Source organism: Pseudomonas sp. FP1762 (assembly GCF_030687105.1).
Lineage (GTDB): Bacteria > Pseudomonadota > Gammaproteobacteria > Pseudomonadales > Pseudomonadaceae > Aquipseudomonas > Aquipseudomonas siliginis.
Map to the genome: position 1 here is coordinate 4,835,659 of NZ_CP117458.1, position 22,875 is coordinate 4,858,533.

The following is a 22,875-nucleotide window of genomic DNA, read 5'->3' on the forward strand; positions in this document are numbered from 1 at the left end:
AAAATTAAACCCGCGAATTATACGCGGGTTCTTTGGTATTGCCTAACCTGCGAGGACGATCAGTCGACTTCTTCGATCCAGAGCGCCTGAACCGCTTCCAACACCTTCTCGCCGACACAGCCGGAGGTGTTGTCGAAGTCAGGCAGTTCCATGATCCATCGCTGCAAGTCGACGAAATTGACATAAACCGGATCTACATCCGGCTTGGCTTCCGCCAATTCTTCTGCAATGCGTTGAACATCATTCCAACCGTAGCTCATGACAGTCTTACCAGTCAGTGCGGCGCTTCGGCCGCATGGTTAAGCGAATATTTCGGAATCTCGACGGTGAGGTCTTCCTCACCGACGATGGCCTGACATGCCAGACGCGATTGCGCTTCCAGGCCCCAGGCACGGTCGAGGAAGTCTTCTTCCAGCTCGTCGGCCTCTTCCAGCGAGTCGAAACCCTCGCGGATGATGCAATGGCACGTGGTGCAGGCGCAGACGCCGCCGCACGCGCTTTCCATCTCGATATGGTGTTCGTGGGCCAGTTCGAGAATCGATGTGCCGGGCGCAGCCTCGACCACCATGCCTTCAGGGCAGAACTTCTCGTGGGGCAGAAAAATGACCTGCGGCATCAGATATCCTCGATTTCATTCAGGTTGCGCCCCGACAGAGCGGCTTTCACCGTCAGATCCATGCGGCGGGCAGCAAAAGCATCGGTCACTTGCGACAGACGCTTGGTCTGCTGCTCGATGGCGTAGCCATCGGTACCTTTCATCAGTTCGGCCAGTTCCTGCATTTGCAGTTCGATGACCATGCGCTCTTCGGCGTCGAGCAAACGCTCGCCATCGGCATCCAGCGCGCCCTGCACCGCTTCGAGCAGGCGCTGGGCATCGACTTGCTGCTCACGCAGAACACGGGCGACCTTGTCGTCATTGGCGTGCTGGAACGAATCCTTGAGCATCTTGGCGATTTCGCCATCGGTCAGACCATAGGAAGGTTTGACCTGAATGCTCGCCTCAACGCCCGAGCCCAATTCACGGGCAGACACGCTGAGCAGACCGTCGGCGTCGACCTGGAAGGTCACGCGAATTTTCGCCGCACCGGCCACCATCGCCGGAATGCCGCGCAATTCGAACCGTGCCAGAGAGCGGCAGTCGCTGATCAGCTCGCGCTCACCCTGCAACACGTGGATCGCCATGGCCGACTGGCCGTCTTTATACGTGGTGAAATCCTGAGCGCGCGCGACGGGGATGGTGGTGTTGCGCGGAATAACCTTCTCCATCAGCCCGCCCATGGTTTCCAGCCCCAGGGACAGCGGAATCACGTCGAGCAGCAGCAGTTCGCCGCCATCGCGCTTGTTGCCAGCCAGGGTGTCGGCCTGGATCGCGGCCCCGATGGCAACCACTTGATCCGGGTCGATTTCCGTCAATGGCTGACGACCGAAGGCTTCGGCAACGGCTTCACGCACGCGCGGCACGCGGGTCGAACCGCCGACCATGACCACGGCGTGGACGTCTTCCAGCTCGATACCGGAATCGCGAACCGCGCGGCGGCAGGCTTTCAGACTGCGCGCGACCATTGGCTCGATCAGCGCATCGAAGGCTTCGCGGGTCAGTTGCGCTTTCCAGTCGCCGTAAGCCACTTCCACACTGGCCGCATCGGTCAAAGCCTCTTTGGCCGCGCAAGCGGTTTGCAGCAGATTGCGTTGTGCGCCCGGGTCGAGATCGGCGGACAGGCCAGCACTCTCGATGATCCAGCCGGCAATCGCATGATCGAAGTCATCGCCGCCCAGCGCGCTGTCGCCGCCAGTGGCCAGAACTTCAAAGACGCCGCCAGTCAGACGCAGAATGGAAATATCGAAGGTACCGCCACCAAGGTCATAAACTGCAACCAGGCCTTCAGCATGTTGATCCAGACCATACGCCACAGCAGCAGCGGTCGGCTCATTGAGCAGACGCAACACGTTCAGACCGGCGAGTTTGGCCGCATCTTTGGTGGCCTGACGCTGCGCATCGTCGAAGTAGGCAGGAACGGTGATTACCGCGCCAACCAGTTCGCCACCCAAGGTCGCTTCAGCGCGCTGACGCAGGACCTTGAGGATATCGGCGGAGACTTCAACCGGGCTTTTCGGTCCTTGCACGGTGTCGATGAACGGCATGTGCGATTCGCCGCCGACAAAGCGGTACGGCAGTTGCTCGCCCAATTGCTTGACGTCGGACAGACCACGACCCATCAAGCGCTTGACCGAAAGCACGGTGTTAAGAGGATCGGAGGATGCCGCCAGCTTGGCGGACTCACCGACTTCGACGCGGTCGGCGTGATAACGCACGGCGGACGGCAGGATGACCTGCCCGTTGGCGTCGGCCAGCGGTTCGGAAAGACCACTGCGCAGCGCAGCGACCAGCGAATTGGTAGTACCCAAGTCGATGCCCACAGCCAGACGGCGCTGGTGCGGTTGAGGACTTTGGCCGGGTTCGGCGATCTGCAGTAGAGCCATGGTGATCAGGTCTTGTCTGTCTGTCAGCGTGCAATCAGGGCAGCGCTGGGTTAATCGTCGAGGCGCTCTTCCAGCTGGCGCACTTCGTAGGTGAGCTTGTCGAGGAACTGCATGCGCCGCATCAGGCGTTCGGCCTGTTCACGTTGCGCTGCATCATCCCAACAGGCTGCGAAGCTTTCGTTGAGCTGTTCCTGAGCAGTCTTCAAACGACGCTTGAATACCGCGACACCGTCGAGGTCGGCGCTGTCCTGCAGATCTTCGAGCTCTTCGCGCCATTGCATCTGCTGCAGAAGAAACTCGGGATCGTGGACGGTGACTTCCATCGGCACTTCATGCCCGCTGATTTTCAGCAGGTAGCGTGCGCGCTGGGCCGGGCTCTTGAGCGTCTGGTAGGCGTCGTTGAGCCGCGCCGATTGCTCGAGTGCCGAGCGCTGCTCGCGCTCGGAAGCATCGGCAAAGCGGTCAGGATGGACGCCGCGCGCCAACTCACGGTAGCGCGTGGCCAACTGCTCGAGGTCCAGGCGAAAGCTCGGTTGCAGCTCGAATAAAGCAAAATGACAAGGAATACCCACGACCAGCCTCAGATGTTGAAGCTTTCGCCGCAGCCACATTCACCGCGCACGTTGGGGTTGTTGAACTTGAAGCCCTCGTTCAACCCTTCCTTGACGAAGTCGAGCTCGGTGCCGTCCAGGTAGGCCAGGCTTTTCGGGTCGATGATCACTTTTTCGCCGTGACTCTCGAACACCTGATCCTCCGCCACTACCTCGTCGACAAACTCCAGCACGTAGGCAAGGCCGGAACAGCCTGTGGTGCGAACACCCAGACGAATCCCTTCACCTTTGCCGCGCCCATCGAGGGAGCGCCGCACGTGTCGAGCAGCCGCTTCTGTCATGCTGATAGCCATCGTTGACTCCTTACTCGTCGCCGAATCTTGAAATTCAGATCAAGCCTTTCTTCTGCTTGTAGTCGCGAACAGCCGCTTTGATAGCGTCTTCAGCGAGCACGGAGCAGTGGATTTTCACTGGCGGCAGGGCCAGTTCTTCGGCCAGCTGAGTGTTCTTGATGGTTTCGGCTTCGTCCAGGGTCTTGCCCTTCATCCACTCGGTAGCGAGGGAGCTGGAGGCGATTGCCGAACCGCAACCGTAGGTCTTGAACTTGGCGTCTTCGATAACGCCCTGGTCGTTGACCTTGATCTGCAGACGCATCACGTCGCCGCACGCCGGAGCGCCGACCATGCCGGTGCCGACATCAGGATCTTCCGCGTTCATCTTGCCGACGTTGCGCGGGTTTTCGTAGTGGTCGATGACCTTTTCGCTGTAAGCCATGATTCTCAATCCTCACTCATCAGGGCCGCTCTTGAGACCCTGCAACTGCGCTGCGTTAACGCCGCGTCGCTACAGGATCTGTATCCGGCGGCTTCTATAGTTAGTGTGCCGCCCACTCGATTTTCGAGATATCGACGCCGTCTTTGTACATGTCCCACAGCGGCGACAGAGCGCGCAGCTTGGTAACGGCCTCGCAGACTTTCTGCGCGGCGTAGTCGATTTCTTCTTCGGTGGTGAAACGGCCGAAGGTAAAGCGGATCGAGCTGTGTGCCAGTTCGTCGTTGCGGCCCAGGGCGCGCAGTACGTACGAAGGCTCCAGCGACGCCGAGGTGCAGGCCGAACCGGACGATACCGCCAGATCCTTGAGCGCCATGATCAGCGACTCGCCTTCAACGTAGTTGAAGCTCAGGTTCAGGTTGTGCGGTACGCGGGCGGTCAGGCTGCCGTTGACGTACAGCTCTTCCAGATGCTCGACCTGCTTGTAGAAACGGTCGCTCAAGGCTTTGATACGGACGTTTTCGGCAGCCATGTCTTCTTTGGCCACACGGAACGCTTCGCCCATGCCGACGATCTGGTGGGTCGCCAGAGTGCCGGAACGCATGCCGCGCTCGTGACCGCCGCCGTGCATGGTCGCTTCGATGCGCACACGCGGCTTGCGGCTGACGTACAGCGCGCCGATGCCTTTAGGGCCATAAGTCTTGTGGGCGGAGAACGACATCATGTCGACTTTCAGCTTCTGCAGATCGATTTCGACCTTGCCGGTGGACTGAGCCGCGTCGACATGGAACAGCACGCCTTTGGCGCGCAGCATCTCGCCGATGGCAGCGATGTCGTTGATGGTGCCGATTTCGTTGTTGACGTGCATCACCGACACCAGAATGGTGTCTTCGCGCAGTGCGGCGTCAATCATTGCCGGGGTGATCAGACCGTCTTCGGTCGGCTCGAGGTAGGTCACTTCGAAGCCTTCACGCTCCATCTGGCGCATGGTGTCGAGGACTGCCTTGTGCTCGATCTTGCTGGTGATCAGGTGCTTGCCCTTGGAGGCGTAGAAATGTGCCGCGCCCTTGATCGCCAGGTTGTCGGATTCGGTGGCACCGGAGGTCCAGACGATTTCGCGCGGGTCGGCATTGACCAGATCGGCCACCTGACGACGAGCGTTTTCGACGGACTCTTCAGCCTTCCAGCCGAACACGTGGGAACGGGACGCCGGGTTACCGAAGTTTCCGTCGACCAGCAGGCATTCACTCATTTTCTGCGCAACGCGCGGATCAACCGGGGTGGTTGCAGAGTAATCAAGGTAAATCGGCAATTTCATGGACTATCTCCTAAATCAGGGCTGGCGTGCCGCGGGTAGCTCTTCGGCTGTCATTCGACGGCGGACGCTTCAATCTTGTCCAGGCGTGGCGCCTTGCTGCTGCAACGGCGCTGGTCCTGACGCTGGGCCACTTCTTGTACCTCACGGCGAGTGACAAGGTCGGCCAAGCTGATACCGCTCAGAAATTCGTGAATCTGCAGGCTCAAGTCGCACCACAGATGATGGGTCAGGCAGGTATCACCGGAATGGCAATCGCCCTGGCCCTGGCACTTGGTGGCATCGACCGATTCGTTCACCGCATCGATCACCTGGGCGACCTGGATGCCCTGCATGTCGCGGGACAACTGGTAGCCACCACCCGGACCGCGAACGCTGGAAACCAGGTTGCTGCGGCGCAGCTTGGCAAACAGCTGCTCGAGGTAGGACAGGGAGATGCCTTGGCGCTCGGAGATATCGGCCAGAGACACCGGCCCGTGCTGCGCGTGCAACGCCAGGTCAAGCATGGCGGTCACGGCGTATCGGCCTTTTGTAGTCAGTCGCATGGACAGTTACCACGGAGTTCGGAATGGGCGGGAGTATGCAATTCCCGAGCATTTAAGTCAACTATAAGACCTAGTGCTTTAGTCGGGTTTACCCGCAAAAGAGCGCGCGCACTATAGCAAAGACGGGCTGCGGACAGCCAGCGGAACCGCGTGATCGTTCTTCGCGAGCAGGCTCGCTCCCACATTGGAATGCATTGCTCTTGTGGGAGCGAGCCTGCTCGCGAAAAGCAGCGCCGCGGTTCAGCCGGCTTTCGATTCGTCCTTGCCTTTGACGCAAGCGAAGTCTTCTTCACGCAGTTCAGGCAGATCTTTCGCACAGTAATTGCTGCCCAGATCCTTCAGCGCGCCGCACATGCCTTCCAGACGCCCGTCAACCGCTTGCAGATGGTCGAGCAACTGGCCGATGGCGCGGGCCACCGGGTCGGGCATGTCTTCGCTGACACCGTAGGCGTCGAAACCGATCTTTTCCGCCATGGCTTTGCGCTTGGCGTCCTGCTCTTCATCGGTCTTGACGATGATCCGCCCCGGAATCCCCACCACCGTGGCGCCCGGCGGCACTTCTTTGGTGACCACAGCATTGGAACCGACTTTGGCGCCGGCACCCACCGTGAACGGGCCAAGCACCTTGGCGCCAGCGCCGACCACCACGCCATCACCCAGCGTCGGGTGACGCTTGCCTTTGTTCCAACTGGTGCCGCCGAGGGTCACACCCTGATAGATAGTCACGTCGTCGCCGATCTCGGCGGTTTCACCAATGACGATGCCCATGCCGTGGTCGATGAAGAAACGTCGACCGACCTTGGCGCCCGGATGAATCTCGATCCCGGTCAGCCAGCGACCGAAGTTCGACACCAGCCGCGCCAGCCACTTCAATTCGTTGCGCCAGAGCATGCCGGCCAGTCGATGAATCCAGATCGCATGCATGCCGGGGTAGCAGGTCAGGACTTCAAAAGCGTTACGTGCCGCCGGGTCTCGATGGAATACGCTCTGGATATCTTCACGCAAACGCTCAAACATCATTCAATCCTTCCGCTTTAGAAGCTCGCCACGGGCCGCTTTCTGGGTTTCCGTGAGGATGCCACGCAAAATATTCATTTCCGCCCGGCTGACCGAGCTGCGTCCGTACAACCGGCGCAGGCGCGCCATCAAGTGCCGTGGCTTTTCCGGATCGAGGAATTCGATGGCGACCAGCGTCTGCTCCAGGTGCTCATAGAATCGCTCCAGCTCATCCATGGTCGCCAGCTCGGCGCTTTTCACCGAGGCCACTTCTTCTTTCTCGACCTTGCTCGGCTGACCCTGTGCGGCCAGCCAGGCCATGCGCACTTCATAACTCAACACCTGCACCGCCGCCCCGAGGTTCAGCGAACTGAACGTCGGGTCGGAAGGGATGTGTACGTGAAAGTGACATCGCTGCAGCTCTTCGTTGGTCAGGCCGGAATCTTCACGGCCGAACACCAAAGCAATCTCGGCGCCCTGCCCGGCTTCCTCGACCACTTTGTTACCGCATTCGCGCGGATCCAGCAGCGGCCAGGGAATACGCCGGTCGCGGGCGCTGGTGCCGAGCACCAGATTGCAGCCGACCAGAGCATCTTCCAAGGTGGCGACGACTTGCGCGTTTTCAAGGATGTCACCGGCACCGGAGGCGCGGGCATCGGCCTCGTGGTGCGGGAAGACCCGCGGATCGACCAGCACCAGTCGCGACAGACCCATGTTTTTCATGGCGCGCGCGGCCCCGCCGATGTTGCCGGGGTGGCTGGTGTTGACCAGGACGACACGAATGTTCTGCAGCAAGGGAGGCGCTCTCGGACACAGGAAAGGGGGGCAAATCTTACAGAACAGCCTACCGTTAAGCTATGAAAGCGAACAGCGTCCTTCACCTGAAGAAAAGTTCTGATAGAATGCGCGGCTTTCTTTAACAACCTTAGGTGACACATCCATGCAGCCCATGCTGAATATCGCGCTGCGCGCCGCCCGCAGCGCCAGTGAACTGATCTTCCGCTCCATCGAGCGCCTGGATACCATCAAGGTCGACGAAAAAGACGCCAAGGATTACGTATCCGAGGTTGATCGCGCCGCTGAACAGAAAATCATCGATGCCCTGCGCAAGGCTTACCCGAATCACTCGATCCAGGGTGAAGAAACCGGCCTGCACGCCGGCACCGGCATCGAAGGCGAAGAGTACCTGTGGATCATCGATCCGCTGGACGGCACCACCAACTTCCTCCGTGGCATTCCGCACTTTGCAGTGAGCATTGCCTGCAAATATCGTGGCCGCCTGGAGCACGCAGTGGTTCTGGACCCGGTTCGCCAGGAAGAATTCACCGCCAGCCGTGGTCGCGGCGCTCAACTGAACGGTCGTCGTCTGCGCGTAAGCGGTCGTACCAGCCTCGACGGCGCCCTGCTCGGCACTGGCTTCCCGTTCCGTGACGATCAGATGGACAACCTCGACAACTACCTGGGCATGTTCCGCGCCCTGGTTGGCCAGACTGCCGGCATCCGCCGCGCCGGTTCGGCGAGCCTGGACCTGGCTTACGTAGCTGCCGGTCGTTTCGATGCGTTCTGGGAATCGGGCCTGTCCGAGTGGGACATGGCTGCAGGCGCCCTGCTGATTCAAGAAGCCGGCGGCCTGGTGAGCGACTTCACCGGTGGTCACGACTTCCTTGAGAAAGGCCACATCGTTGCCGGCAACACCAAATGCTTCAAGGCAGTGCTGACGGCGATCCAGCCGCACCTGCCGGCCTCGCTGAAGCGCTAAGCTTTCCGCGAAACCAAAAAAGCACCCTACGGGGTGCTTTTTTTATGTCTGCAATTCCAAACAGCACAATTCCCTGTGGGAGCGAGCCTGCTCGCGAATGGGGCGTGTCAGCAAAGAAAATATCCACTGTTAGACCGTATTCGCGAGCAGGCTCGCTCCCACAGGTGAGAATCGCGCGCTGCCCTGAATCGCGAGCACAAAAAAAGCACCCCGCAGGATGCTTCTTTTCACAACTGTGGAGCCTTACTGTCCCGGCTCATTCTGCGACAGGATCAGCTTGCCTTCCTTGTCGACCGGAATCTGGTTACCCGGATCACGATCCATCCGTACCTTGCCTTCCTTGCCATCGAGCGAGTAACGCACGTCGTAGCCGACGACCTTGTCGCTGATGTCATTGACCGTGTTGCAACGGGTTTGCGTGGTGGTGTAGGTGTCGCGGTTCTGCATACCTTCCTGCACCTTGTTACCGGCATAACCGCCGCCAACTGCACCGGCCACGGTGGCAATCTTCTTGCCGGTACCGCCACCCACCTGATTACCCAACAAACCACCGGCTACGGCACCGATCGCCGTGCCGAGAATCTGGTGTTGATCCTTGACCGGCGCCTGCCGCGTCACGGTTACATCCTTGCATACTTCACGTGGAGTCTTGATCTGTGTCTTGACCGGCTCAACGGCTAATACTTGCGCATACTCAGGGCCGCTTTTAACCAGGCTGTAGGTGGCAACAGCACCCCCGGCTGTGACACCGACAGCACCCAATACCGCACCAACCAGCAACGACTTGTTCACATGAACCTCCTGACCATCACATGCGGGACGCGCCCGCGCTTCTCCCAGCCTTGGAGCACAAAAAAAGGCGCGAGTTCAACTCGCGCCTTTTGTTGGCTGACAGCCGGAAAATCGCTGGCCGTTATGGACGGTCGTCGACTTCCTTATCGGTGTTAGCCGGAGGAATCAGATCCTCGGTGGTCAGGTTCAGCCAGATCAGCACCACGTTGGCGATGTAGATCGACGAGTAGGTACCCGCCAGTACACCGATGAACAGTGCGATGGAGAAGCCGAACAGGTTGTCGCCGCCGAAGAACAGCAGCGCCGCGATCGCCAGCAGAGTGGAGATCGAGGTCGCCATGGTGCGCAGCAGGGTCTGAGTGGTCGAGATGTTGATGTTCTCGATCAGCGTCGCCTTGCGCAGCACACGGAAGTTCTCACGTACCCGGTCGAAAACCACGATGGTGTCGTTCAGTGAGTAACCGATGATCGCCAGCACCGCCGCCAGCACCGTCAGATCGAAGGTGATCTGGAAGTACGAGAGGATACCCACGGTCACGATCACGTCGTGGATCAGCGAGACAATGGCGCCGACCGCAAACTTCCACTGAAAGCGGAACGCCAGGTAGATCAGGATGCCGCCGAGCGCCAGCAGCATGCCGAGGCCGCCCTGGTCGCGCAGTTCTTCACCGACTTGCGGGCCGACGAACTCGACGCGCTTGACCGTCGCCGGGTTGTCGCCGCCGACTTTCTGCAATGCGTCTGCGACCTGATGGCCCAGCTGCGGGTCTTCACCCGGCATGCGCACCAGCAAGTCAGTAGTGGCGCCGAAGTTCTGCACCACAGCTTCGTGATAACCGGAAGTCGCCAGTTGCTCGCGCACCTTGGTGACATCGGCCGGACGCTCGTAGGTCAGCTCGATGAGCGTACCGCCGGTGAAGTCCAGACCCCAGTTCATGCCCTTGGTGGCGACACTGAACAAGGCAATGACGGTAAGCAACACGGTGACGCCGAACGCGAAGTTGCGAACGCCCATGAAGTTGATTGTACGTAACATGGCAGCCCCTTAAATCCACAACTTCTTGAAGTCACGCCCGCCAAAGATCAGGTTGACCATTGCGCGGGTCACCATGATGGCCGTGAACATCGAGGTAAAGATCCCGAGGGACATGGTCACTGCGAAACCCTTCACCGGGCCGGTGCCCATGGCGAAGAGAATGCCGCCGACCAGCAAGGTGGTCAGGTTGGCATCGAGAATCGCAGTAAATGCCCGGCCGAAGCCTTCGTTGATTGCCCGCTGCACAGTCATGCCGGCGGCGATCTCTTCACGAATCCGCGAGAAGATCAGTACGTTGGCGTCGACCGCCATACCCATGGTCAGGACGATACCGGCGATACCCGGCAGGGTCAGCGTGGCGCCCAACAGCGACATCAATGCCAGCAGCAGCACCATGTTCACCGCCAGCGCGACGGTGGCGATGACGCCGAAGAAGCGGTAGATGGCGATGATGAACAGCGATACGAACAGCATGCCCCACAGGGAAGCGTCGATACCTTTGGTGATGTTGTCAGCACCCAGGCTCGGACCGATTGTGCGCTCTTCAGCGAAGTACATCGGTGCAGCCAGACCACCGGCACGCAGCAGCAGCGCCAGTTCGGACGACTCGCCCTGACCGTTCAGACCAGTGATGCGGAATTGCGCACCCAGCGGCGACTGAATGGTCGCCAGGCTGATGATCTTCTTCTCTTCCTTGAACGTCTGCACCGCGACGTCTTTCTCGACGCCATCGACCACTTGCTTGGTGTAAGTGGTGACCGGACGCTGTTCGATGAAGATCACCGCCATGCTGCGACCGACGTTGGAACGGGTCGCGCGGCTCATCAGCTCGCCACCGTGGCCATCCAGACGGATGTTCACTTCAGGCGTGCCGTGCTCGCCGAAACCGGCCTTGGCGTCGGTGACCTGGTCACCAGTGATGATCAGACCACGCTCGATCTGCGCTGGCGGACGGTTGCCTTCGCGGAATTCGAACGACTCGGAAGTGGCTTTCGAAGCGCCCGGCTCGGCGGCCAGACGGAACTCGAGGTTGGCCGTCTTGCCGAGGATACGCTTGGCTTCGGCAGTGTCCTGCACGCCCGGCAGCTCAACCACGATGCGGTTGGCGCCCTGACGCTGCACGATCGGTTCGGCAACACCCAGCTCGTTGACGCGGTTACGTACCGTGGTCAGGTTCTGCTTGATGGAGTATTCACGGATTTCCGCCAGCTTGGCCGGGGTCATCGCCAGACGCAGCACCGGTTGACCGTTGAGGTCGGCCGGAACAATGTCGAAATCGTTGAAGTTCTTGCGGATCAGCGCACGGGCCTGTTCGCGGGAATCTTCATCGCTGAAGCCCAACTGAATGGCACCGCCCAATTGCGGCAGGCTGCGATAGCGCAGCTTCTCTTTGCGCAGCAGGCTCTTGACGTCGCCTTCGTAGACTTTCAGGCGTGCATCGAGGGCTTTGTCCATGTCCACTTCGAGCAGGAAGTGCACACCACCGGACAAGTCCAGACCCAGCTTCATCGGGTGCGCACCGAGGTTGCGCAGCCATTGCGGAGTGGTCTGTGCCAGGTTCAGCGCGACGACGTAGTCATCACCCAATGCCTTGCGTACTACGTCCTTGGCCGGCAGCTGGTCTTCAGCCTTGCTCAGACGGATCAGACCGCCCTTGCCGCCAGCCGTCAGCGTGGCCGCCTTGACGTTGATGCCGGACTCTTTCAGCGCTGTGCTGACGCGAGCCAGATCGGCGTCATTGACCTGCAGAGCCGTGCTGGCGCCGCTGATCTGAATCGCCGGGTCATCAGGGTAAAGATTGGGAGCGGAATAAATCAGACCGATCGCCAGCACCGCCAGGATCAGAATGTATTTCCACAGAGGGTATTTGTTCAGCATCACGCCGCCCGTTATGAACGCGGGGCGCCTTGCGCGCCCCGTCGATTGAGTAGAAGTTGTTGCTCTTAGATCGCTTTCAGCGTGCCTTTTGGCAGCGTGGCGGCGATGGCGCCTTTCTGGAACTTCATTTCCACGGTGTCGGAAACTTCCAGAACCACGAAGTCATCGGCAACCTTGGTGATCTTGCCGGCGATGCCCCCAGTGGTCACGACTTCGTCGCCCTTCTGCAGGCTGCTCAGCAGGTTCTTCTGCTCTTTGGCGCGCTTGGCCTGTGGACGCCAGATCATCAGGTAGAAGATGACCAGGAAGCCGACCAGGAAAATCCACTCGAAGCCGCCGCCCATTGGGCTTGCAGCAGCCGGTGCAGCTGCGTCAGCCATGGCGTTAGAGATAAAAAAGCTCATTTAGCACTCCAGTTGCAAATGTTGAATCTTGGGGTCAGAAAACTCAGTCCAAAGGCGGAACGGGAAGTCCGCGTTTGGCGTAGAAGGCATCGACAAAGGCGGCCAATGTACCCTGTTGAATAGCCTCGCGCAAACCAGCCATGAGCACCTGATAATGGCGCAAGTTATGGATGGTATTGAGCATGCTGCCGAGCATTTCGCCGCACTTGTCCAGGTGATGCAGATAAGCGCGCGAGAAGTTCTGGCAGGTGTAGCAATCGCAGGTCGGATACAGCGGCGATTCATCATGGCGATGGAACGCGTTACGGATCTTCAGCACACCGGTATCGATGAACAGATGCCCATTGCGGGCATTACGGGTTGGCATCACGCAATCGAACATGTCCACCCCGCGGCGCACACCCTCAACCAGATCTTCCGGTTTGCCAACGCCCATAAGGTAACGAGGTTTGTCAGCGGGCATCTGGCCCGGCAGATAATCCAGCACCTTGATCATTTCGTGCTTCGGTTCGCCCACCGACAGACCGCCGATGGCCAGGCCGTCGAAGCCGATCTTGTCGAGGCCTTCGAGCGAGCGCATGCGCAGGTTTTCATGCATGCCGCCCTGGACGATGCCGAACAGCGCTGCGGTGTTGTCACCGTGGGCATTCTTCGAACGCTGCGCCCAACGCAACGACAGCTCCATTGATACCCGCGCGACGTCTTCGTCAGCCGGATACGGCGTGCATTCGTCGAAGATCATCACAATGTCGGAACCGAGATCGCGCTGCACCTGCATCGACTCTTCCGGTCCCATGAACACTTTGGCGCCGTCGACCGGAGAAGCGAAGGTCACGCCCTCCTCCTTGATCTTGCGCATCGCGCCGAGGCTGAACACCTGGAAGCCGCCGGAGTCGGTGAGGATCGGGCCTTTCCACTGCATGAAATCGTGCAGGTCGCCATGTTCCTTGATCACTTGAGTGCCGGGACGCAGCCACAGGTGAAAAGTGTTGCCCAGAATGATTTCCGCGCCCGTGGCGACGATGTCGCGCGGCAGCATGCCCTTGACCGTGCCGTAGGTGCCGACCGGCATGAACGCCGGGGTCTCGACGGTGCCACGGGGAAAGGTCAGGCGACCACGACGAGCCTTGCCATCGGTGGCCAGCAGCTCAAAGGACATTCGACATTCGCGACTCATTCTGTTTCCTCTGGGCCTGTCTGTTCAGGGGCAGTTGGAGCGGGATTGCGGGTGATGAACATCGCATCCCCGTAACTGAAAAAGCGGTAGCCGTTTTCCACGGCGGCCTTGTAGGCGGCCATGGTTTCGGGATAACCGGCAAACGCGGAAACCAGCATCAACAGCGTGGATTCCGGCAAATGGAAATTGGTCACCAGGGCATCGACTACATGAAACGGCCGGCCCGGATAGATAAAGATGTCGGTGTCGCCACTGAACGGCTTGAGCACACCATCGCGCGCCGCGCTTTCCAGCGAACGCACGCTGGTGGTGCCGACCGCAATCACCCGACCGCCACGCGCACGGCACGCAGCGACCGCATCGACCACATCCTGGCCGACTTCCAGCCACTCGCTGTGCATGTGGTGATCTTCGATCTTCTCGACGCGCACCGGCTGGAACGTCCCCGCGCCGACGTGCAACGTCACGAACGCAGTCTCGACGCCCTTGGCAGCAATCGCCTGCATCAACAGCTCATCGAAATGCAGCCCCGCCGTCGGCGCTGCGACCGCACCCAGACGCTGGGCGTACACGGTCTGATAACGCTCGCGATCCGAGCCTTCATCCGGGCGGTCTATATAAGGAGGCAACGGCATGTGCCCGACACGGTCGAGCAGCGGCAAGACTTCCTCGGCAAAACCCAGCTCGAACAGCGCATCATGACGCGCGAGCATCTCGGCTTCGCCACCGCCGTCGATAAGGATCTTCGAACCCGGTTTCGGCGACTTGCTGGAGCGCACATGGGCCAGCACACGGTGCGCATCGAGCACGCGCTCGATGAGAATTTCCAGCTTGCCGCCGGACGCTTTCTGCCCGAACAGCCGCGCCGGAATCACCCGGGTATTGTTGAACACCATCAAATCGCCCGGGCGCAAATGCTCAAGCAAATCAGTGAATTGACGGTGTGCCAGGGCGCCGCTCGGCCCATCAAGGGTCAGCAGGCGACTACCGCGACGCTCGGCCAACGGATGGCGGGCGATCAGCGAATCAGGAAGCTCGAAAGTAAAGTCAGCAACGCGCATGATGGGGTTCGTCTAGCAGGGCCGGAAAGTCTAGCGGAAATATCGAAAATTGACCATGAAACGTGATTGACCAACGGTAATCACCTCTCTATACTTCGCCGCCATTGAGCCCTGATGGCGGAATTGGTAGACGCGGCGGATTCAAAATCCGTTTTCGAAAGGAGTGGGAGTTCGAGTCTCCCTCGGGGCACCAACACAGAGAAAAAGGTCTTGCGAAAGCAGGGCCTTTTTTTCGTCTGGTGGAAAGTGGTTGGTGCAATGCCGACCACTAAAGCCCCGCCCGACGATTGAGCTTGAAGCGACCTGAATCACCGCATAGGTGAAACAAAAGGTGGCTTTTACCATCGAGGAATACCAAACCGCATGCAACCGTCCTCATAGCCTAGAGGCTATCTCCTTCCACATGTAGTCATAGTTGTACTCCAACCAACGCACCAATAATCTGTCGTACTGCCTGCGAAACCAATTGCGCCGTCGCGCCGCGAGCCTCTCCTCTATCTCGGATCTGAGCCAATCAGGGTCGAACCCAGTCCATACAGTGGGCAGAACTGCAGCAATGTTTGTGAAACACACTGGTGCTACTTCTGAATAAAAAATCTTGTAGAGCACCGCTGGATCAACGCCCTTGAGCTGACGAACGACGTAGTCGTAATCAGTGGGGAAATGATTGAAAGGCTCCGATAAGGCATCTCTGACCCTAGTCAGTTGTGGTTCATTCAGATGATGTCCCAATGCAAAAATCCTCCGATTCCTTATCCAGTAACTCGCTACCGTTTCGTCTGCAGATCTGCGTGTAACCGCACCGACGACAATCGTATGCATATCGCTATGGCGAGCCATGGCCAAAACTGACGTCATTTTGCCGAGCAACAGCTCAAGTCCAGAATCGGACGCTTGCCCAACCTATTCCTTAGCCCCAAACATCAGCCCAGCAATCTCCCGCCCCCGCTCCATCCCTTCCTTCGTCAACCATATCGACTTGTTCCTGTTCACCGGATTACTGATCAAACCCTGTTCGTGCAAGCGGTTCATGATTTCGAAGTCATAGCCCTTCCACGCATTGCCGTCGTCGGAGCTATAGGCAGCCAGGAGAGCAAGGACGGCGTCGTCGATCAGTTTCATGTCGTATTCCATGATGGTCACTCCGCTGATGTTCAGTTTTTGTAATCAAAGCGTCGTATCAAAGTGGATGTCAATGCTGCGCGAGCTTGAGAGTTTAGATGGCCGATTGCTGGTTGCCTCGCATGCGATGACCGCCCGTATAATCGCGCCCGCAAAATAGACTTCCGCTGGTACTTCGCGCATCGGGCTCAAGCCCTTCACTCCACTGACAGACATCCCCATGGAAACCTCACTGGAAACCGTCGCCCTTTTCTCCCTCAAACTCGCCTACGAAGAAGAAGGCCTGAGCCCGATCCTGCGCGATGACATGGTCATGGGCGATTATCAGAAAGACGTTTTCGAGTTACTGGTGAAACGCGGCGATGTCGAGGCCATTCAGTTCAAGATGAACGAATGCCTGAACCTGGCGCTGGATGCCTTGGGTGGGGTCGAGAAGCCGTTGGGGCGGGAGTTGCGCAAGTTGTCGGCGGAGTTGGCTCAGGCGCGGTCGGTGGAGCAGCTGGGGCAGCCGCTGCTCGCACTGAAGGGGTATCTGCGCGACATTCTTTGAATGCCGCGCTACAGCCACGCCAGTATCTCTCCTGTCAGCGACGTGCTTTCAGCACTCGAATATCTGTTGGGAAGCCGTCAGCGCCCACCAGTTTTTTCCAGCCCATGTATTGAAATTCGCCATTGGGATCAATGTAGTCGCCCTTCTCTGGCTGCCCTCCGCCAACTATCGCAACACGCTTCACTTCGCCACAGCCGCCATCCGACGGTCGCACTGTGTAGATCACATACGGCTTCACGTATTGCGTGGCGCGGAAGTATTGGCCGCAGATTTCGTCGACGGTGATGAGCATGGTTTTCAGACGGGCTTCGCCGTCGGTGTCTTCGTGCAGTTTCAGGAAGGAGATGTCGCCGACGTCGCTGTAGCCGAGGGAACGGGCGCGTTGATAGGCGGGGGAGTTCTGGTGCGCAATTCGGCCCTCCTCCACACCGCGTTGCATTTGCGCGGCGAACTCGGCTTTGCCTTGGGCCAGGGTTGCCTCGGCATGGCCCGCGACGTTTTCGCAGTGGGCATACTCGCTGGAGTCGAGGTGTTGCGGTAGCAGGTTAAGGCGGCGCTCGTTCATGGAGGCGAGGCTGTCTTGCAGGCCGGACGTTAGTGCATAGGCAGCGGAGACGCGACCGCTCTGGACGTCGGCGATTGTCTCCTGCATCCGCTGGCAATTGGCGAGGTAGTAATCCCAGCTGGCTTGCGGGTGTTCTTTCGCGAAGCAGAAGGCTGGGGTAATGGAGACGGCAAGGGTGAGAGCGCCGAGCAGTTGCAGCAAACGGGTTGTGGAAAACATGGGTAGTCCATTACAGAGAAGGCATGGCGCGACGCTACTATTTTGCTATCGTTCCGTCCACTCTCAACAGGCGAACAAGTTGTCGCCTCTGTCTCGTGGCAAGGAAAGAGATCCGATGGATGCTGTGTTGTGTTTAGTGGTCATGGCGGCAATGTGGTTCTGGGTGGTGCGACAGCGTGGGCACTGGAATCTGTTGTTGGCAAACCTCGCCGGAGCGGGCAGCGCTGTGGTGGCGGGCATTGTCTTCACACTGCTTTATGACGGTCTGTTCGGCACCACCATGGCAGCGCCGGGACTGCATAACAGCCTGGTGGTGTTCATGACCAGCGCGGGCGTCCTGGCGGGTGTGTGGTTGTGGATCGCCAAGCGTCGACAGCCGGCGCATCCGGTTGCACGTCAACTGCTCGCGGGCGTCTGTGGCGTTGCCGCCGGCATGGTCACGTTGATTTTTCTGGCGGCGAATTATTTTCCGCAACCGTAGCCGGACGGCGCGTCTATTTTGCTATCTTGCCGCGCATCGTTGGGGCTCGCTGATCGTCTCGCGCCGCGCTTGGATTGTTGAAAGGTAAGGAAAGGATCAAATGGAGTTTTTGCGTTTTCTGGCGTTCGTCGCTGTCTGGGGTTTCATGTGGCGCTGGGTGGTGAAGAACCGCGGCAGCTGGAACATTTTCTACGGCAACATCGTTGGCGCGGCGGGTGGGTTCATTGTCGGGCTGGTGATGTTGTCGATCACCTTTTCGCTGTTTCCTTCGTCGTTCGATCACGAGGCGCAGGCGCAAAACACGCCAGTCGTCGAGTCGACCTCTGTACTGCCTGAAGCCGAGGCAGTCACGCCCGCCACCGAACTGAAAGATGCGCCGGTTTTTGCTGCCATCGAAGCGGATGACAAGCCTTCCCCCCCGGACTCCGCACTGTTGCCGAATAACGTCAGCCGGGCACCGAAATCAATGGCGGTACAGACGGTGCTGAATCAAAGCGACTACGAGGGTCGCATGGCCCTCGCCGCGCTGAACAAGAAGTTGCGCGGCGACGCACAGGCCGACAAGTCGATGATCGCGTATGTCATGTGCAGCCCGTTTGTCACCAGCACCCTGCGTTATCCCGCTTCGGCGCGTTTTGCTGACAGCAAAGCGCTGGTCAGTCATCGCTACAAGGATCAGGTCTACAGCTTCAGCAACAGCGTCACTGCGCGCAACATGAATGGCGACGATATCACCTACCGTTTCGATTGCTCCGTGCAGGAATTGCCACGGGTTGATGCGACGGCTGGGGAATGGCGTTTGCTGGCGCTGAAACTGCAAAAAGCCGACTCTTAAGACTCATTTAAGGGATCAAGGCGCCGGCTGCGCTATCATCGCCGGCCTGTGCGCCTTGAACCTTGCCCTCGATGTTTTCAACACCTGATGACCTCACCTCGCTGCCTCCTGTACTAGCCGGCCCGCTGCTGCGGCGGCTGGAGCCGACGCGCGTGGTGCTGTGGCTGGTGGGCTCGCGTGAACTGTCGCTGACCTTGCACCTGCAAGGTGTAGGAGATATTCCGCTCGACTCAGAGAAATGCACGGTCATTGCCGTAGGCCGTCATGCGTTCGTGCATCTGATAGACGTTCAACTTGAAAGCGCCCTGCCCTGCGACACGTTTATCGCTTACGACCTGCTGATCGACGACGCCATCGGTATGGCTGAGTGGGCGCCTCATCTGCTTTACCCTGGTGCCAGCTGCGCGAACCTCGTCGTGCGTTCGCGGATCGATCAATTGCTCCACGGTTCCTGCCGCAAGCCACATCATCCGGCAACCGACGGTTTGCTCTGCGTCGATCAATTGCTGGCCGACGAAACCGATGCGCAACGGCGCCCGGCGCTGCTGATGATGAGCGGTGATCAGGTCTATGCCGACGATGTTGCCGGGCCGATGCTGCGGGCGATTCATGGCTTGATCGAGCGTCTGGGTCTGTTCGATGAGCACCTTGACGGTGCCGTGGTCAGCGACAGCGCCAAGCTCTACCAACACCCGGCCAGCTACTACCACCGTGCGGATTTGTTACCGGCGCTAGAGAGCAACGAGACCTTGCGCGAGCGATTTTTCGGTGGCGCGCGTAAGCCGATTTTCACCAGCAGCAGTGCCGACAACCATCTGGTGACGTTCGCCGAAGTCATGGCCATGTACATGCTGGTGTGGTCGCCGACGCCGTGGTCGCTGATCAATCCGAACGCGCCGACGCTGACGCCGGAACGCCGCAAGCGCTACCACCTCGAGCAGACGCGCATCGATGCCTTCAAGACGGGCCTGGGCAACGTCGCGCGGGTGCTGGCGCATCTGCCGAGCCTGATGATTTTCGATGACCACGACATCACCGATGACTGGAATCTTTCTGCGCAGTGGGAGGAAACCGCCTACGGCCATCCGTTCTCCAAACGCATCATCGGCAACGCGCTGATTGCTTATCTGTTGTGTCAGGGCTGGGGCAACAATCCGGACGCTTTCAAAGGAATGCTGGAGCAGACCGCGCAACTGAGCGCCAGCGGTGACGACGGCTATCTGGACATGCCGGTGCAGGACGATCTGATTGATCAGTTGCTGCGTTTTCAGCAGTGGCATTTTGTGTTGCCGAGCAGTCCGGCACTGGTGGTGATAGATACGCGCACCCGGCGCTGGCGCAGCGAGATGGCCCTCAAGCAACCGTCGGGCCTGCTCGACTGGGAAGCCTTGAGCGAACTGCAACAGGAACTGCTCGATCACCCTTCGGCAATCATCGTGTCGCCGGCGCCGATCTTTGGCGTGAAGCTGATTGAAACCGTGCAGAAAGTGTTCAGCTGGTGCGGTTATCCGCTGCTGGTCGACGCGGAAAACTGGATGGCCCATCGCGGCGCGGCGCAGGTGATCCTGAACATTTTCCGACACTCGCGCACACCGGGGAACTACGTGGTGCTGTCCGGCGATGTGCATTATTCCTTCGTCTACGAAGTCCTGATCCGCCACCGCAAGGCCGGCCCACGGATCTGGCAGATCACCAGCAGCGGCATCAAGAACGAATTCCCACCAACGCTGCTGGAATGGTTCGACCGCCTCAACCGCTGGCTCTACTCACCGCGCTCGCCATTGAACTGGTTCACCAAACGCCGCCTGATGCGCATCGTCCCGTATACGCCGGAACATGCCGAGGCCGGGGAACGGTTGTGGAATTCGGCGGGGATCGGACAGGTGTTTTTCAATGAACAGGGGCAGCCGAGCGAGATTGTTCAGCACAACTCGAATGGGGCGGAGAAGACGAGGATGCTGGCGCCGGAGTTTAAAGATGTGCCGGACTAAAGCCATGCGCTGATCTGTGGGAGCGAGCCTGCTCGCGAAGGCGCAATTTCAGTCGACATCTACTGTGAATAGTCGACCGCTTTCGCGAGCAGGCTCGCTCCCACAGGGTTTTGCGCAGACCAATCAATGTGCGGCCAGAGCCCGCCCAACCCCTCTGACAATCATCCCCACCTCGCGCTCATCAATCGTCAGCGGCGGGAGCAACCTGATGGTCTTGCCACGAGTCACGTTGATCAACAAGCCGTGATCCCGCGCAGCGATCAGCGTCAGGTCGCGCACCGGTTGTTTCAGTTCGATACCGATCATGAGGCCCTGCCCCCGGATTGCCAGCACGTTCGGGTTGTCTGCCAATTCGGCGCGCAAGCGTTCCAGCAGCCGTGCGCCCTGCACCCGCGCATTCGCCAGCAGGCCTTGTTCTTCGATGATGTCCAGCACCGTGCAGCCGACCCGGCAGGCCAGTGGATTGCCGCCGAAAGTGCTGCCATGGCTGCCCGGGGTGAACAGGTCGGCCGCGCGGCCACGGGCCAGGCAGGCGCCGATCGGCACGCCATTGCCCAAGCCTTTGGCCAGGGTCATGACATCGGGCACGATGCCTTCGTGCTGAAAGGCGAACCACTGCCCGGTGCGGCCGATGCCGGTCTGGATTTCATCGAGCATCAGCAGCCACGCGTGGCGATTGCACAGGTCGCGCAGGGCCTTGAGATAACCCGGCGGTGCGACTTGTACGCCGCTTTCGCCCTGAATCGGCTCGACCAGAATCGCCACGATGCGCGCGCCGTGTTTGCGCTGTATTTGCTCCAGCGCGGCGAGATCGCCGAACGGCACTTTGACGAAGTCCCCCGGCAGTTCGTTGAAGCCAAGCCGCACCGCCGGGCCATCGCTGGCGGACAGCGTGCCGAGGGTGCGGCCATGAAACGCGTTGGCCATGACCACCACCAGCGGCTCTTCGATGCCTTTACGCCAGCCGTACAGACGCGCCAGTTTCAGCGCCGTTTCGTTCGCTTCGGCGCCGGAGTTGTTGAAGAACGCGCGCTGCATGCCCGACAACACCGCCAGCCGTTTGGCCAGTTGTTGCTGCCAGTCGATGCTGTACAGGTTTGAGGTGTGCAGCAGCAGCCCCGCTTGCTCGCTGATCGCCGAGACGATACGCGGATGCGAGTGGCCGACGTTGGTCACTGCCACACCAGCAACGGCATCCAGATACTCGCGCCCCGCCTGATCCCACAGGCGCGTGCCCAGGCCCTTGGTGAAACTCAGGGCCAGTGGTTGGTAGGTGTTCATCAGGGCGGCGGTCATGACGTGAAACTCCATTGCAGGTCGGTGTTTTTGCAGTATGGTTAGCCACCTGAGCTGGATAAACCCGGAAAAACTTCAATCATTTAAAAGCCGAGCTTGATAATGGATTTGTTTCAGTCGATGAGCGTCTACGTCAAAGTGGTCGAAACCGGGAGCATGACGGCCGCCGCGGCGAAGTGCGAAATGTCGACGACAATGGTGGGCAATCATCTGCGCGCGCTGGAGCAACGGCTCGGCGTGCAACTGCTGCAACGCACCACGCGCCGCCAGCGCCTGACCGAATTCGGCAGCATCTATTATCAACGCTGCCTGGAAGTGCTTGGCTTGGTGGCCGACTCCGAACGCCTTGCCGAACAAGCGTCGGACGAGCCGCGCGGTTTGCTGCGTATCACCGCGCCGCTGACCTTCGGCGTCGAACGACTGACCCCGGCTCTCAGCGAATATTCCTTGCTGTATCCGCAAGTGAAACTCGACGTGGTGCTGACCAACAGCCGTCCGGATCTGCTGGAGAACGGCCTCGATGTCGCATTCCGCCTGGGCAATTTCGACCAATCCCACCTGATCGCCCGGCCCTTGATCGACTACACCCTGACGGTCTGCGCCTCCCCTGATTACATCGCGCGGCGCGGCATGCCGCACACGCCACAGGATTTGCAGCAACACGATTGCCTGTCCTTCGCCTACCCGGCTGGGGATGACTGGCAATCGGTGGAAAAACGCTGGCGTCTGAGCGGCCCGGAAGGTGAAGTCCTCGTCGACGTCAGCGGGCCGATGTTGATCAACAGCTCCGCCGGTTTGCACCAGGCAGCGCGCAACGGCATGGGCATCATGATGCTGCCCGACGCGCTGGTGGAACAGGATCTGCGCGACGGCAAACTGGTCAGGGTAATGACGGACTACCAACCGCCGAGCAGGCCGATGCATCTGTTGTATGCGCAGGATCGCTATCGACTGCCGAAGCTGAGACGCTTTGTCGAGTTTGCGATGCGTACGTGGGGGAAACCCGCTGACGCCATGCCCGGAAAATAACGCACGCCGGGAAAAATCCCG

General features: G+C 59.6%; 26 protein-coding genes and 1 tRNA gene. 7 read left to right on the plus strand and 20 right to left on the minus strand.

Annotation, left to right across the window (positions count from 1 at the left end):
- Positions 1-59: 59 nt before the first annotated feature.
- The 10 genes from iscX to trmJ all read right to left on the minus strand — a co-directional run bounded on the left by iscX (position 60) and on the right by trmJ (position 7,454).
- Entirely contained in the window at positions 60-260 is a 201-nt protein-coding gene (gene iscX / locus PSH90_RS21420; protein ID WP_252876856.1) for a Fe-S cluster assembly protein IscX, read from the minus strand.
- A gap of 14 nt (positions 261-274) precedes the next feature.
- Positions 275-616, minus strand: a complete 342-nt coding sequence (gene fdx, locus PSH90_RS21425; RefSeq protein WP_016773327.1) for an ISC system 2Fe-2S type ferredoxin — start codon at positions 614-616, stop codon at positions 275-277.
- A complete protein-coding gene (gene hscA, locus PSH90_RS21430; protein WP_305381497.1) occupies positions 616-2,481 on the minus strand; it encodes a Fe-S protein assembly chaperone HscA in 1,866 nt (621 codons plus the stop codon). The genes fdx and hscA overlap by 1 nt, the downstream gene beginning before the upstream one ends.
- Positions 2,482-2,531: 50 nt before the next feature.
- The gene (gene hscB / locus PSH90_RS21435; RefSeq protein ID WP_056790165.1) at positions 2,532-3,053 is read right to left on the minus strand and encodes a co-chaperone HscB; all 522 of its coding nucleotides are present in this window, start codon (positions 3,051-3,053) and stop codon (positions 2,532-2,534) included.
- Between the two features lie 8 nt (positions 3,054-3,061).
- The gene (gene iscA / locus PSH90_RS21440) at positions 3,062-3,385 is read right to left on the minus strand and encodes an iron-sulfur cluster assembly protein IscA (RefSeq protein ID WP_003227904.1); all 324 of its coding nucleotides are present in this window, start codon (positions 3,383-3,385) and stop codon (positions 3,062-3,064) included.
- 34 nt (positions 3,386-3,419) lie between these two features.
- Complete coding sequence (gene iscU / locus PSH90_RS21445) at positions 3,420-3,806, minus strand: Fe-S cluster assembly scaffold IscU (RefSeq protein WP_003227907.1); 387 nt, start codon at positions 3,804-3,806, stop codon at positions 3,420-3,422.
- Between the two features lie 100 nt (positions 3,807-3,906).
- Positions 3,907-5,121 (minus strand): IscS subfamily cysteine desulfurase, encoded by a 1,215-nt coding sequence (locus PSH90_RS21450; protein WP_305381498.1) that lies wholly within the window; start codon positions 5,119-5,121, stop codon positions 3,907-3,909.
- 50 nt (positions 5,122-5,171) lie between these two features.
- A complete protein-coding gene (iscR, locus tag PSH90_RS21455) occupies positions 5,172-5,663 on the minus strand; it encodes a Fe-S cluster assembly transcriptional regulator IscR (RefSeq protein ID WP_016773323.1) in 492 nt (163 codons plus the stop codon).
- 240 nt (positions 5,664-5,903) lie between these two features.
- Positions 5,904-6,680 carry a serine O-acetyltransferase gene (cysE, locus tag PSH90_RS21460; RefSeq protein WP_024014221.1) on the minus strand — a complete coding sequence of 259 codons (777 nt, stop codon included), beginning with the start codon at positions 6,678-6,680 and terminating at the stop codon, positions 5,904-5,906.
- Positions 6,681-6,683: 3 nt separating this feature from the next.
- Entirely contained in the window at positions 6,684-7,454 is a 771-nt protein-coding gene (trmJ, locus tag PSH90_RS21465) for a tRNA (cytosine(32)/uridine(32)-2'-O)-methyltransferase TrmJ (protein ID WP_041479930.1), read from the minus strand.
- Between the two features lie 145 nt (positions 7,455-7,599).
- On the opposite strand from trmJ, the gene suhB reads away from it, so the two are divergent.
- The gene (gene suhB, locus PSH90_RS21470) at positions 7,600-8,418 is read left to right on the plus strand and encodes an inositol-phosphate phosphatase (protein WP_016773320.1); all 819 of its coding nucleotides are present in this window, start codon (positions 7,600-7,602) and stop codon (positions 8,416-8,418) included.
- A gap of 243 nt (positions 8,419-8,661) precedes the next feature.
- On the opposite strand, the gene PSH90_RS21475 is transcribed toward suhB, so the two are convergent.
- The 6 genes from PSH90_RS21475 to queA form a co-directional block, all read right to left on the minus strand.
- Positions 8,662-9,210 carry a glycine zipper 2TM domain-containing protein gene (locus PSH90_RS21475; RefSeq protein WP_039761427.1) on the minus strand — a complete coding sequence of 183 codons (549 nt, stop codon included), beginning with the start codon at positions 9,208-9,210 and terminating at the stop codon, positions 8,662-8,664.
- Between the two features lie 121 nt (positions 9,211-9,331).
- A complete protein-coding gene (gene secF, locus PSH90_RS21480) occupies positions 9,332-10,246 on the minus strand; it encodes a protein translocase subunit SecF (protein WP_041479932.1) in 915 nt (304 codons plus the stop codon).
- Between the two features lie 9 nt (positions 10,247-10,255).
- Positions 10,256-12,124: a protein translocase subunit SecD gene (gene secD, locus PSH90_RS21485; RefSeq protein ID WP_016773318.1), complete on the minus strand. Its 1,869-nt coding sequence runs from the start codon at positions 12,122-12,124 to the stop codon at positions 10,256-10,258.
- Positions 12,125-12,189: 65 nt separating this feature from the next.
- Positions 12,190-12,528, minus strand: coding sequence for a preprotein translocase subunit YajC (gene yajC, locus PSH90_RS21490; RefSeq protein WP_016773317.1), 339 nt, complete (start codon positions 12,526-12,528; stop codon positions 12,190-12,192).
- Positions 12,529-12,571: 43 nt separating this feature from the next.
- On the minus strand, positions 12,572-13,687 hold the full coding sequence (gene tgt / locus PSH90_RS21495; RefSeq protein WP_305383144.1) for a tRNA guanosine(34) transglycosylase Tgt: 1,116 nt from the start codon (positions 13,685-13,687) through the stop codon (positions 12,572-12,574).
- Between the two features lie 14 nt (positions 13,688-13,701).
- On the minus strand, positions 13,702-14,766 hold the full coding sequence (queA, locus tag PSH90_RS21500) for a tRNA preQ1(34) S-adenosylmethionine ribosyltransferase-isomerase QueA (protein ID WP_095181702.1): 1,065 nt from the start codon (positions 14,764-14,766) through the stop codon (positions 13,702-13,704).
- Positions 14,767-14,874: 108 nt separating this feature from the next.
- On the opposite strand from queA, the gene PSH90_RS21505 reads away from it, so the two are divergent.
- Positions 14,875-14,959: transfer RNA gene (locus tag PSH90_RS21505), tRNA-Leu, on the plus strand.
- Between the two features lie 182 nt (positions 14,960-15,141).
- On the opposite strand, the gene PSH90_RS21510 is transcribed toward PSH90_RS21505, so the two are convergent.
- Complete coding sequence (locus PSH90_RS21510) at positions 15,142-15,498, minus strand: hypothetical protein (protein ID WP_095181806.1); 357 nt, start codon at positions 15,496-15,498, stop codon at positions 15,142-15,144.
- Between the two features lie 171 nt (positions 15,499-15,669).
- The gene (locus tag PSH90_RS21515) at positions 15,670-15,888 is read right to left on the minus strand and encodes a DUF6429 family protein (RefSeq protein WP_305381499.1); all 219 of its coding nucleotides are present in this window, start codon (positions 15,886-15,888) and stop codon (positions 15,670-15,672) included.
- A 220-nt stretch (positions 15,889-16,108) separates the two neighbouring features.
- Between PSH90_RS21515 and PSH90_RS21520 the strand changes: the two genes are divergently transcribed.
- Positions 16,109-16,438, plus strand: coding sequence for a hypothetical protein (locus PSH90_RS21520; RefSeq protein ID WP_016773313.1), 330 nt, complete (start codon positions 16,109-16,111; stop codon positions 16,436-16,438).
- 34 nt (positions 16,439-16,472) lie between these two features.
- Here PSH90_RS21520 and PSH90_RS21525 read toward each other — a convergent pair whose 3' ends face one another.
- The gene (locus PSH90_RS21525; protein ID WP_252876865.1) at positions 16,473-17,222 is read right to left on the minus strand and encodes a hypothetical protein; all 750 of its coding nucleotides are present in this window, start codon (positions 17,220-17,222) and stop codon (positions 16,473-16,475) included.
- Between the two features lie 115 nt (positions 17,223-17,337).
- On the opposite strand from PSH90_RS21525, the gene PSH90_RS21530 reads away from it, so the two are divergent.
- The 3 genes from PSH90_RS21530 (at position 17,338) to PSH90_RS21540 (ending at position 20,529) form a co-directional block, all read left to right on the plus strand.
- Positions 17,338-17,703 (plus strand): hypothetical protein, encoded by a 366-nt coding sequence (locus tag PSH90_RS21530; RefSeq protein ID WP_041479936.1) that lies wholly within the window; start codon positions 17,338-17,340, stop codon positions 17,701-17,703.
- A 100-nt stretch (positions 17,704-17,803) separates the two neighbouring features.
- Positions 17,804-18,538: a hypothetical protein gene (locus PSH90_RS21535; RefSeq protein ID WP_305381500.1), complete on the plus strand. Its 735-nt coding sequence runs from the start codon at positions 17,804-17,806 to the stop codon at positions 18,536-18,538.
- Between the two features lie 71 nt (positions 18,539-18,609).
- A complete protein-coding gene (locus tag PSH90_RS21540; protein WP_305381501.1) occupies positions 18,610-20,529 on the plus strand; it encodes an alkaline phosphatase D family protein in 1,920 nt (639 codons plus the stop codon).
- A 123-nt stretch (positions 20,530-20,652) separates the two neighbouring features.
- Here PSH90_RS21540 and PSH90_RS21545 read toward each other — a convergent pair whose 3' ends face one another.
- Positions 20,653-21,825, minus strand: a complete 1,173-nt coding sequence (locus PSH90_RS21545) for an aspartate aminotransferase family protein (protein ID WP_305381502.1) — start codon at positions 21,823-21,825, stop codon at positions 20,653-20,655.
- 102 nt (positions 21,826-21,927) lie between these two features.
- Here PSH90_RS21545 and PSH90_RS21550 point away from each other — a divergent pair, with 102 nt between their 5' ends.
- Positions 21,928-22,854, plus strand: coding sequence for a LysR family transcriptional regulator (locus PSH90_RS21550; protein ID WP_305381504.1), 927 nt, complete (start codon positions 21,928-21,930; stop codon positions 22,852-22,854).
- The last annotated feature ends 21 nt before the right edge of the window (positions 22,855-22,875 follow it).